The 11,473-nt window shown below is 37.9% G+C and carries 11 protein-coding genes; 8 read left to right on the top strand and 3 right to left on the bottom strand.

Annotated features, from left to right (window positions below; genetic code table 11):
• A partial coding sequence (locus tag AC1DWN_RS18265) for a fibronectin type III domain-containing protein (protein WP_477560333.1) occupies window positions 1-1,273 on the bottom strand: 1,273 nt, incomplete at its 3' end.
• A 342-nt stretch (window positions 1,274-1,615) separates the two neighbouring features.
• Here AC1DWN_RS18265 and AC1DWN_RS18260 point away from each other — a divergent pair.
• From AC1DWN_RS18260 to AC1DWN_RS18250, 3 genes are all read left to right on the top strand, one after another.
• Complete coding sequence (locus AC1DWN_RS18260) at window positions 1,616-2,092, top strand: hypothetical protein (protein ID WP_477560332.1); 477 nt, start codon at window positions 1,616-1,618, stop codon at window positions 2,090-2,092.
• An 886-nt stretch (window positions 2,093-2,978) separates the two neighbouring features.
• Window positions 2,979-3,230, top strand: a complete 252-nt coding sequence (locus AC1DWN_RS18255; protein ID WP_477560335.1) for an NUDIX domain-containing protein — start codon at window positions 2,979-2,981, stop codon at window positions 3,228-3,230.
• Between the two features lie 48 nt (window positions 3,231-3,278).
• Window positions 3,279-4,073 carry a Nif3-like dinuclear metal center hexameric protein gene (locus AC1DWN_RS18250; RefSeq protein WP_477560331.1) on the top strand — a complete coding sequence of 265 codons (795 nt, stop codon included), beginning with the start codon at window positions 3,279-3,281 and terminating at the stop codon, window positions 4,071-4,073.
• Between the two features lie 120 nt (window positions 4,074-4,193).
• On the opposite strand, the gene AC1DWN_RS18245 is transcribed toward AC1DWN_RS18250, so the two are convergent.
• Complete coding sequence (locus tag AC1DWN_RS18245; RefSeq protein ID WP_475812162.1) at window positions 4,194-4,406, bottom strand: small, acid-soluble spore protein, alpha/beta type; 213 nt, start codon at window positions 4,404-4,406, stop codon at window positions 4,194-4,196.
• Between the two features lie 688 nt (window positions 4,407-5,094).
• Between AC1DWN_RS18245 and AC1DWN_RS18240 the strand changes: the two genes are divergently transcribed.
• On the top strand, window positions 5,095-5,658 hold the full coding sequence (locus AC1DWN_RS18240; protein ID WP_477560330.1) for a DUF4303 domain-containing protein: 564 nt from the start codon (window positions 5,095-5,097) through the stop codon (window positions 5,656-5,658).
• A 412-nt stretch (window positions 5,659-6,070) separates the two neighbouring features.
• Here the strand turns inward: AC1DWN_RS18240 and AC1DWN_RS18235 are convergent, their stop codons facing one another.
• Window positions 6,071-6,793, bottom strand: coding sequence for a MurR/RpiR family transcriptional regulator (locus AC1DWN_RS18235; RefSeq protein ID WP_477560329.1), 723 nt, complete (start codon window positions 6,791-6,793; stop codon window positions 6,071-6,073).
• A 325-nt stretch (window positions 6,794-7,118) separates the two neighbouring features.
• Here AC1DWN_RS18235 and AC1DWN_RS18230 point away from each other — a divergent pair, with 325 nt between their 5' ends.
• The 4 genes from AC1DWN_RS18230 to AC1DWN_RS18215 form a co-directional block, all read left to right on the top strand.
• Complete coding sequence (locus tag AC1DWN_RS18230) at window positions 7,119-7,898, top strand: SDR family NAD(P)-dependent oxidoreductase (RefSeq protein WP_477560334.1); 780 nt, start codon at window positions 7,119-7,121, stop codon at window positions 7,896-7,898.
• A gap of 39 nt (window positions 7,899-7,937) precedes the next feature.
• Complete coding sequence (locus AC1DWN_RS18225) at window positions 7,938-9,410, top strand: FAD-binding oxidoreductase (protein ID WP_477560328.1); 1,473 nt, start codon at window positions 7,938-7,940, stop codon at window positions 9,408-9,410.
• An 18-nt stretch (window positions 9,411-9,428) separates the two neighbouring features.
• Entirely contained in the window at window positions 9,429-10,859 is a 1,431-nt protein-coding gene (locus AC1DWN_RS18220) for an FGGY-family carbohydrate kinase (RefSeq protein ID WP_477560327.1), read from the top strand.
• Window positions 10,860-10,875: 16 nt separating this feature from the next.
• A partial coding sequence (locus AC1DWN_RS18215) for an MFS transporter (RefSeq protein ID WP_477560326.1) occupies window positions 10,876-11,473 on the top strand: 598 nt, incomplete at its 3' end.

The following is an 11,473-nucleotide window of genomic DNA, read 5'->3' as shown; positions in this document are numbered from 1 at the left end:
CAGCTATGGTGCTTAGTGTCAGCAGAAAMTCGGGATCAGCCAAGATGTCTTCTAACCCAGATTCCAGTTGATCGTATGGAAGTGAACCTATCGACAAAATGATATGGAAAAGCTTCTTTTTCAATTGAGCCTGGTCAACAGATGCAGGGAGCTTGAGTTTGATTTTGTTCCAGATCGGATCAATCAAGGACAGGTCGCTTATCTCGTTCAGTTCTGCAAATTCAGAACTTAGCTTACGTACATTCTCTAAATCTGCAGGATCACCTGCCTCAAGAGCGGCGCGAAGCATGTTACTCCATTCTAGGAACGGTGCCCCTTCCTTGTATGTTACGGTAAAGCTGCTGTTGTGCCGCGTTTGATTACCATCGTTATCCGTGGCAAAGATTAGAAGGGAGTGAGTGCCACTTGGCAATCTGGGAGTAATTGCAGTCAACGTCTCAGATGCTTCGTCATAACTGAACGGCACCATCCTATTGTCGACTCCGACCATGCACATGCTAAGATTTATACCGGAGTCCAGATCGTATACTTTGGCAGTGATCTCCGACCAAGCCGTCGCTAAGCTATTACCGTCAGCGGGAGACACCGATTCAATAAGCGGTTCTAAACGATCTTGAGGGTAGGTTGTCACCGTAAGGGCTGGGCCGTCCGTCGTCCAACTGCCATCGGAGCGCTCCGTCTCCACCTTTAAGTTGTATGTGGTATTTGGCCACAGATTAGTTGCATCAAATGTGGTGATATTTCCGTTCACTGCCCMTAGGAGTATGCTATTTCCATATATTCTGTAACCCATGCTCTCTTTGGCAGGCGTCCAGGATAAATGGAGTGAATTCGCTTCGATATTCGATGCTTCCAAGACGCTGTTTTCCCATACTGAGAGCCGGACATTGAAGCTTCCATTGTATTCCTGTAATAATTTCTCATCATGGTCTAAGACACGAATGTTTAAGGAATGCGTACCGTTTTGTAAATTCGAGCAGTACGTAAATACCAAACCATGCAYATAATTCGGCTCTATAAGTTGTTGGTCATCGACCATTATAATGATCGAACCTGTTTCTGCTATTGGAATCCCGAGTCCAAAGCTGATGATCGTAAAGTTCTCGGTAATCATTGCGCCGTCTGCCGGACTTACGTTTCCGATAATAGATGATGAATCAGCAGCTTCTTGGGTGCCTCCGCCCTCTTCCGCGTAGGCAAACTGGGGAACGAAAAGCATGAGCAAAAAGCTTACAATGAGCAAGTTCGGTATTCTTAATCGATACGACTTCATAATCTCCTCCTTAATCAAACTAATTATTCATTTAGAGCAATAATATACCATGAAGTTCGCGTTTTGAATATAAATTAATTCAATCATAAGCTATCCAGCGTTTACGGAACGCCTAGATTCATTAATGACATCTTAGAACAAACATTAACTGGTATTGCAATCGCGAAGCTAACTGGCAGTTATGTGCAACAAATATCTTCCATTTGGGGAGAGTTGTAACGTAATGAGTGATGCACAGCAGCTATTAGATTTACGCTGTTTTCGTAAGAATTGTTGCTATCTTGACCATACTGATAAAAGGTTGACTTTCAACTAGTACATTGGAGTTAAAGGATGGTTAATATGAGAGATGAATTAAGTATAAATATCTATTTAGATGAAACGGATACTCCGTTTTCAAGATACTATAGCTTAGATGATGTTCACCTAAGCTCTGATCTTGAAGATTTTATTTTGTCTAAGCAACACAGTAGTAGGAGAAAAGAAGTAGATATATTTTTTTTAGGTCAGAATGATTTTGACGAAAAATCATTGCAGGCTGCCACATTTAACACTTTTTCTAACATCTTGAACGAAGAGGAATATACATATGCTAGAAATGTCAAAAAGTCTATTTTTTTATTTGTGCTTGGTATTATTGTTGGGATGATATTCTTGAAGTTTTCAACTACTCATGCCTATATTGCAGGAGTTTTAAGCATTGTGTGTTGGGTTTTTATTTGGTCAGGTACAGAGATTTATTTTTTTGAAAATCAGCAAATCAAACAAAAAATTAGAAAATGCAGAAATATTCTAAATGCGAATGTACGCAAAAAATAGGCTATTAGTGAATATTTACACTTATGAAGCTGATTTTCGGATTCTATCTTGTGCATCTATCGTTTGGGCTTGAAAGTCGTGATGACGATTCGTATCGCCTTACGAAGAAAGCGGTCATAAATAAATAAGACCTGGATTTATCCGAGGTCTGATTTTTATCGCAACAATCTATACAAAAAGAGCCTAGAATTAAGAACCTTCATCCAAGATATAGTAGCGGGTAAGCATACTTATAAAGAATTACCTGAAGCAGAAGGTGGTTATGATTAATGAATCCAAAATCCAATTGGAAATTACTATTCAGCTAACGGGGAACGATAGTTCCATTACATTAAGGCTGCCGCACGGCAGACTTTTCTCAACTAGCGGGCAGGGTAATTTGAACTTACAACGTAACCAACTTATGGTAGTATATACAAGAAAAAGAAYAAGAGGTGATTGTCATGAAGTTTGAATATACTGTCTTGAGAAAGCAGGATGATATATACGGTGTTAGATACATWTTGGATGAAAAGGAGCACCTTCCAAAATACAATGATATCTCCCTCATAAGAGTTTTWAATATTCTTGGAGATCAAGGATGGGAACTGGTAGTCAARGAAAGCCAARGTACATATATTCTTAAGCGTCAGTTGAAATAGAAAATCCTTGAAGTTTCAGCTTTTACATATYCAWTTGTTAAGCTAACGGTAAACGATAATGTGGAACTACCGCAAGGATAGCTCCTCTTTAATGTCCTTTGAARGAAACAATTTTTTGAAAAGTACATCAACATTAGAAGGTTCCCACTACTCCGATATCGAATTTTTTATGGAAGTGGCAATTCATATATGGCTGTTGAATTTCGACACATTGTGCGGGCGGTGATTGTTGATAAAAATAAAATATTAATTGCTCCCTTAAGAGGGCTCATTCTTTTTCACTCGGTGGGGGCATTGAACCAGGTGAAGGTGCTCAGAATGCCTTAAGAAGAGAACTATATGAAGAATTGGGTATTGAATGTTCGGTAAATAGATATATGGGGGTAGTTGAGACGCACACGGTCAATGAAAAAGGTATAAACAAATCACCTAAGGAATCATCGGTATCCTCATTGAGCTCACTCGAAAAGATTCACAAATCTCTTTCAAGCTTATGAATTCGCAGGTTTAAAACAATATAATCCATTAATAAGGAGGTCTCATACATGATCATTACTGTGCAAATGGTACTGAATCGCCTCATCGAACCGGTTGGCCATCTGGAATCGACCGTCGATACTCTGAAGAGCGGACGCTTGAATGCTGAGGTACGAAAAGTGGCCGTTGTGTTCATGGCCACTTATGCTGTAATAAAGCAAGCGGTTGAATCAGGTGTCGATCTGATCATCACACACGAGCCGACATACTACAACCATATGGATGAAGTTGAATGGTTGGAAGGGGACCAGGTATATGAGAGGAAACGAAAGCTCATTGAGGAATCAGGGATTTCGATCTTCCGATTACACGATTATGTCCACAAATACAAGCCAGACGGTATTCTAGTAGGCATGCTAAAGAAGTTGGAGTGGGAAGCTTATGCCCGTCCTGAGAAGATGAGCCTACTTACGTTCCCCAATGATGAGCAGCATACCGTCCGTACCATAGTCACCCATTTGAAGAATAAACTCGAAATCGATAGCATATTGGTGGCCGGAGACCCGGAAATGCCAGTTAGGCGATTCGGACTGATGCCTGGTGCGTCAGGCGGCCGTTCGCAAATCAAATACTTTGAGAGCACAAATATCGATCTCTTAATCGTTGGCGAGACGAATGAATGGGAGACGAACGAATATGTGAGAGATGCAACGGATATGGGACTTTCAAAGGCGCTGATTATTACAGGTCATAAGAACAGCGAGGAGGCAGGGATGCTAACAGTCGTGGAAATGGTGCGTGAAGCATTCCCCGATCTTCAAGTAGATTTTATTGCGAGCCCTCTCGCTGTAAAGCACATTTGAGTACTACCACTACGCTAACGAGGAACTATAGCTCATTAAACAAGATGAACAGCAAATGAACTTCAAATAACCCTCCTAGTCTCTTTATGAGATTGAGGAGGGCTATTTTTTAATTTTAAATTAGAATCTTCTTGTCCCTGATCCAAGAGATTGTTCTGCAATTTGAATTAACGCTCTTGTGATGTTTCCACCAATAGTACCTGCATCACGAGTAGTCATATTCCCATTGTAACCATCTGGAGACCATTGAATTCCAAACTGTTGTGCTACCTCATATTTCATTTGGTCAAGTGCTGCTTGTGCTTGAGGAACGACTAAACTTTTTCTGCTCATGTATGTTCACTCCTTAACTGGATGTGAAGTTATTTTGTGGATTTTTTTGCTTTTTATACATCAATTATTGGAATTAGAAATCCCGGAAATATCGTAGTGGTAGCAGTATTTATTGTTGTAGGACAAGAACCTATATCCATATCCGAAATGGACAAGAATATGTATCGTTAGCCTTGATCAACCGTGCCGGCCCGATTATTTAACCAGCTGGAAAGGATCGTATGGTAAAATGAGGGCATCAACGACATTAAAATAACTGGCAGGTTAACGCAATAACCGGACCAATAAATAGTACTATTTGTAATACTAAATGTGAGAAATATTGTTGAAGATTCTCGGTTTATCAATGAAAGAGATGAGATGATGCATTATTTTCAAGATAAGTATTACAACTCCGGAGAGACTGAAATTATTCATCCGCCATCGGGGAAGTTCAAACTTGAAATTCAACACTATAATCATGAAGATGGTATTATCAGATACGATTACACAAAAGGAATTGTTACGGATAGTGCCAACGGAACCATCGATATAATATATAGAAACTTCGACCCTTTCCTTTTCAGTTGGGTTGAGGTTAATGGCACTGAGCTAGTGACGCTAAGCTATAAACGATATATTGCGGTGGTCCGCCGATCCATGGCCGGACCCGCGAACGATTCTCGACATTGTGGAAGGAGTTGCCCCGATGGAGTTCGATTTCCCCTTTCTGAAACAAGAGATTAAAACGGCGGCTATGCAGGCCTTTGCCGAGATGCATGAGACGTGCCGGGAAGATCGGGTGATCGCCTTTGCGTTGTACAGCGACGAAGGCGCCATGACGCTATGCCCTGCCGTCAATACGGAAGCGCATCTCGACGGCATGGTCACGGGCGATGCGGAACATGCGCTGTATTTCAAATACGAGCCTGCGGAATGGAAGTTCGAAGGTCAAGGGGCGGAGGCGGCATTCGGCGCGATTTGCGAGAAGCTGCGAAGTTTCGTCCTGATGGAGGAGCCCTCAGCAAGCCATGGAGACGGCCGCTTTACGGCGTTTCGTAAGGAGTTGTACGAAACGTGCATCGAGGCACTGGAAGAGCTGGTGTTCTCGGGCTTCTTTGCCCGTGCGGCCGGTCGCGACATCAWCGTCTTGTTCGCGGTTTCCGACTACGAGTATGAGACAGATTCGTATATGCGGATGATCCGGCGGCTGAATACCGACGACGCCGTCAGCAAGGAATGCGCGGCTTATGCGAAAGAATGGGRCGATTAGCGCCGAAAGGCTCGCCTCCATTCCATTCGGGCACTTGTTACGCTAATGGGTAAAGATAGCTCAAAAAGCACGAAGAGACGGCAGCCGGTGAAGTGGCTGCCGTTTTCTCAACTAAGCGTGCCCAGAAGCACGCATCTTCTAGCCGGTGAAAGTCCATGAAAGTGGCCCTTGATATATCAAGGTTTTTAAGGCGATTATTCTCAATAAATATGACACCACACAGTGAGTGAGCATATGTGAGATAATCCCTTAATACTGAGGGACGGGTAACGTTAGGTTAACTCAAACAGCTGCCGGATTGCAACGGCGGCTGTTTGAGCTGTGAATTGATTTATTTCAAAGGTTTGAAGTAAATTACTTCTTGGAATTAAGAGGCTTCAGTTCAAAATGAATCGAATCAACAGTAATAATTCTAGTTATTTGTATCTCGTTCTAACATTAATCTTGTAAAAACTTCTTCTATAAAGATAAAGAATACGGTTCGAGTTTTTTCAAAAGGTAACAGATTCTCATTTTGAGTAGCTTTTGTTAAGTAAAATATATTATCAATTTCTAAAGCTAATGAATTGTCATACTCCTCCATAATAAGTAATATCTCAGTTCCGCGCGACTTTACTACATTAAAAATATTTTCAAAGGATGTATATTTACCAGTCACTGAAAAAACAATAAAAAGAGTTTCTTCATCAACTAAATGTTGAGCATAGGTTTCGCTTTGGGTAGAAAAGACATTTTTTCCTGATACAAGGGTGAGTTTATAAGCAAAGTATTCCACACAAATAAATGATGGACCTAATCCGAATAAAACAATTTTGTTGTATTTGTTAAAAATAGTTAAAAAATTATCAATCAAAACGGAGTCAAAGTTTTCTATATAATTTTTTAGTCGTTCAAGCTCACTTGAATATTTGTTATTTTTAGTGCTTATTTGTTGACCGCCAAAAAATTGCTTATATTGTTTAAAATTATCAAACCCTAGTTTTCTTACAAATTTTGATATCTTCGAAGAAGACACATCACAATAATCAGCTGCCTCTAATATTTTTATATTAGAGTTTTTTTCAATAATTTTAGATAGTTTGTCATGGATAGAAAACTCTAACTGATTTAAATTATTTAAATTGATATTTATCATATTTCCTCTTTTCTATTCATTTGGAATTAGTTCAATCTATTTTAGATACTCCGTTAGTTTTGCTTTTTCGGACCATACTAAAGTATAACAATAAAGTTTTATACGATATTTATCTTACCAGAGGGGAATAGTCAATGAAAGCATAAAGTGTATTTTTAGTGTTTTAGGGATATGTAAAAGTAGAAAATTTTCCACGAATACAATAAAGATGATTGATTAACAGAAAAATTTCTTGAAAAAGGTTGCGTTTTCATTTTTTTCGTAGTAAATTTGAATTGTTCAAAAGAATCTTTAGAAGGTAGGTGTAAACATGAATACTGAAAAAATGGATATTAAACATTTTTCAATGGATTTCTTTAGCTTAAAAGGAAAAACTGCAATTATCACTGGAGGAAATTCTGGATTGGGTCAAGGATTTGCGCTTGCACTTGCAAAAGCAGGAGCGGACATTTTTGCAGTTAGCATCGCTGATGACAATGACGAGACTAAAAGAATCATTGAAGCAGAAGGAGTTAAATACCATCTTAAAATTATAGACGTTACTAAAGATGGGGCTTGTAAAGAAATTGCTGAAGAATGTATCAAAACTTATGGGAAAATAGATATTCTCATGAATAACGCAGGTATTTGTATTAATGAACCAGATGTAACTAAGTTTACAAGAGTTCATTGGGATAAAATGATCTCTATTAATTTAACAGCTGGTTTTGAATTATCACATGAGGTAGCTAAGTACATGATTCCTCAAAATAGTGGAAAAATCATTAATACTTGTTCATTGTTTTCATACCTTGGTGGTCAATGGTCACCAGCATACGCTGCAAGTAAACACGGATTAGCTGGTTTTACAAAAGCGTATTGTGATGAACTAGCTCAATTTAATATACAAGTAAACGGTATTGCGCCTGGATATTTTGCTACTGCAGTTACTGCAGAGTCAAGAGCTAACCCTGAAGCTAACCAACGTATTTTAGACCATATTCCAGCAAATAGATGGGGATATATTATAGATTTAATGGGTACAGTAGTATTTTTAGCTTCAGAAGCTTCAAATTATGTAAACGGTACTTTAGTAAATGTTGATGGTGGATACTTAGTGAGATAAAGGAAAGTAAACTTTAAACAAAAAGGGGAAATGGTTACTATGAAAAAAGAACAGTTATTAGAAGAATTAAAGTCTATTATTTCATTAGAACAGATCAATACCGATCATGAAGCACTTTATGATGCGTCGGCAGATCGTTATCAAAAATATGCAAAAGCTAAAAAGGTGCTTACTGTTCCTATTCCCATGGCAATTGTATACCCACATTCGGCAGAAGAAGTGAAGTCACTTCTAATGTTCTGTAATAAGAATAATATCAATGTTATTCCTAGAAGTGGGAAAACAGCTACTGAAGGTGGACTTGAGAACTGGAAAGAAAGCGCTTTAGTCATTGATGGATCAAGAATGAACAAAATTATTAAAATGGATCCATATAATATGCAAGCCACAGTACAAGCTGGTGTGAAGCTACAAACGCTAGAAGATGAATTACGTAAAATAGGCTACACTACAGGTCACTCTCCACAGTCAAAACCGGTTGCTCAATATGGTGGATTACTGGCAACAAGAAGTATTGGACAATTTTCAACTTTATACGGCGCTATTGAGGATATGGTTGTAGGATTGGAATGTGTATTTCCTAACGGACAGATTTCTAGAATAAAAAATGTTCCAAGAAGAGCTGGCGGACCTGATATTAGGCATATTGTAATTGGTAATGAAGGAACCTTATGCTATATAACAGAAGTTACCGTTAAAATTTTTAAATTTCACCCAGAAAACAATGTTTTCCATGGTTATTTAATAAAAGACGTTGATACAGGTATAAAAGTATTAAGAGAAGTTATTACAAACGGCTTTAGACCATCCGTTGCACGTGTATATTCTGAAGAAGATGCAAGACAACATTTTTCTCACTTCTATAAAGACAAATGTGTTTTGATATTTATGTCAGAAGGACCAGAAAGTATTGTCAAGGCAACTACTGAAGCGATTGAAGAAGTCGTTTCTAAATTCCAAGAAGGAATAATTGAAAAAGTAGAAGACAAGTTAATAGAAAATTGGTTTAATAATTTGAATTGGACGGAAGAACACATTAATAATGAATTCAAAAAAATGATTGATCATGATAAGCATGATGGATTTACAACTGAAGTATCAGCTGACTGGGAAAACATTGTTAAGATTTATCACAATGTAATGAAAAGAGTAAGGGAAGAGTTTGATCGCATTGAAGATGTAACAATGCTTGGTGGACACTCATCCCATAGTTATCTTAATGGAACGAATATGTACTTTGTGTACAACTATAATATTAATTGTGCGCCGGAAGATGAAATGAAAATTTATCATCATCCAATCCATACCATTATTATCGAAGAGACATTAAAACTAGGTGGTTCAATGTGTCATCACCATGGTATTGGAAAATATCGTAACGAGTGGACAGAAGTAGAGCACGGTTCTGCTTACTATATGTTAGAAAAATTAAAAGAAGTTTTTGACCCTAATGGCATCATGAATTTTGGTACAATTTTTCATCAAGAAGAAGGCAAGAAATATTTAAAATAGGTTACATGAGGTGATTGTGTGAGCAAATATGTAATGGGGATCGATAATGGTTCGCAAAGCACAAAAGTAGCCATTTTTGATTTGGAAGGAAATGAAGTTGCTTTTGGTTCTTATAAATTAAARGAAACTTTATCGCCTAAACCAGGTGTAGTCATACATCCTGATGATGATTTGTGGGACAGTGTGTATGGTGGAATGAAAAATTGTCTAGCTAATTATACTGGAAATCCTAAAGATATTATCGGAATTGGTTTATGTACAATAAGATGTTGTCGCGTTTTGTTAAATGAAGAGGGCCATCTAGCTTATCCTGTGATAAGCTGGATGGATTCCAGACTTGCCAAACCTTATGAACATACGGATGATCAAGTAAAGTATGTAACGACAACCTCTGGTTATCTAGGCTTTAGATTGACAGGGGAATTTAAGGACACTGCTTCAAACTATGAAGTTAACTGGCCGTTAGACCACGAAATATTAGATTGGTCCAGTGACGATGAAGTAATGAAGGCAAATGGATTGAAAAGAGAAATGTTATTTGATCTCGTAAAACCGGGCGAAAAGTTGGGAACGCTACGACAAGAACTGGTTCATGAGTTTGGTTTTAATAAAGATATACCAGTAGTAGCAACAGCTAATGATAAAGCTGTAGAGGTTCTGGGCTCCGGAATTAAAGACGATGGGACCATTATGATATCTCTTGGAACATTTATTTCATCTATGTTGTTGAGGGATGAATATTCCGAAAATTCCAACAATTTTTTCCCTACACTCGCATGTATTCCATTTAAATACGTTTATGAATCAACTGGAATAAGACGCGGTATGTGGACTGTGAGTTGGTTTAAAAAACTAATTGGTGAGGAACTTGTTACTGAAGCTGGAAAACTAGGTGTATCGGAAGAGGAATATCTGAATATAAAAGCACAGGATGTTCCCGTGGGCAGTGATGGTCTGATTACCATTCTAGACTGGCTATCTACACCCTCAATGCCATATAGAAAAGGTATCATGATAGGTTTTGATCAGCGCCATACGAAATATCACATATATCGCTCTATATTGGAAGCGATTGCATTTAATATTAAAAACAATATTGATGATATGTTAGAGGAAATAGATGTTAAGTTAAATGATTTAGTAGTTATAGGTGGTGGCTCTAAGAGTGATTTGATTATGCAAATTATTGCTGATCTTTTTGGATTACCAGTGCATAGACGTGCAGGCAGCAGTAGTGCCTGTTTAGGAGCTGCTATTTGTGTGTGCCAATATTTATCCATTTACAAAGACTTTTATGAGGCAACAAGTAAAATGGTTAAAACGCAACAAACGTTTGTACCAAACMAAAAAAGTCACGAACTCTATAATAATATCAACGAGACTGTTGTGAAAAATGTGAGAAAACACTCAGATGAGATTTTAAAGCTAACTTATCCAATTTTCAGCTAAGAAAGGATGTATCGAAGTGGGAAATTTTAAAAGATATTTTCAGTTTTCCCTTATTGTTTTAGCGGCTGGATCGATATTTCCTCTTATCTACTTAAAAACAAATTATCAAGAAACTATTTTGCAAGTCTACGGAATAACTCTTGAACAACTAAATGGTATATTTTCCGTGTTGGGTATAGCTTATCTAATCGGATATTTCCCAAGTGGTTGGCTGGCTGATAAATTTTCAGCAAAAAAACTTTTATTCGTTTCACTTTTGATTTGTGGACTTACCGGAATATGGTTTGCTCAAGTTCCTAGCTATTCAATGGTATTGGTGATATTTGCTATTTGGGGATTTTTCTCAGTATTCACCTTTTGGGCAGCTCATTTAAAACTTGTGAAATTAATAGCTAAAAGGGAAGAAGAAGGAAGGTTTTTTGGCGCTTTAGATGGTGGTCGTGGATTAGTAGAAGCTATTTTGGCTAGTATAGCATTATTTATTTTTACAAGCATTTTAGGAGATAGTGCAGAATTTGTTCAAAAGAAGGAAGCCTTACAATATGTTGTTTACATGTACTCCGCTATGCTTATATTGGTGTCCTTTCTTATTTTAGTTTTTGTTAAATCAGACG

The organism is Paenibacillus sp. P4_A7 (assembly GCF_056402455.1).
The sequence above is the reverse complement of the archived record's forward strand: the minus strand, read 5'-3'. Positions and strand labels throughout refer to the sequence as shown.

Excerpts from the sequence above, each read along its gene's own strand:
- AC1DWN_RS18260 (WP_477560332.1), top strand. The coding sequence starts at position 1,616 with ATGAGAGATGAATTAAGTATAAATATCTATTTAGATGAAACGGATACT.
- AC1DWN_RS18225 (WP_477560328.1), top strand. The coding sequence starts at position 7,938 with ATGAAAAAAGAACAGTTATTAGAAGAATTAAAGTCTATTATTTCATTA.
- AC1DWN_RS18235 (WP_477560329.1), bottom strand. The coding sequence starts at position 6,793 with ATGATAAATATCAATTTAAATAATTTAAATCAGTTAGAGTTTTCTATC.
- AC1DWN_RS18250 (WP_477560331.1), top strand. The coding sequence starts at position 3,279 with ATGATCATTACTGTGCAAATGGTACTGAATCGCCTCATCGAACCGGTT.
- AC1DWN_RS18245 (WP_475812162.1), bottom strand. The coding sequence starts at position 4,406 with ATGAGCAGAAAAAGTTTAGTCGTTCCTCAAGCACAAGCAGCACTTGAC.
- AC1DWN_RS18230 (WP_477560334.1), top strand. The coding sequence starts at position 7,119 with ATGGATATTAAACATTTTTCAATGGATTTCTTTAGCTTAAAAGGAAAA.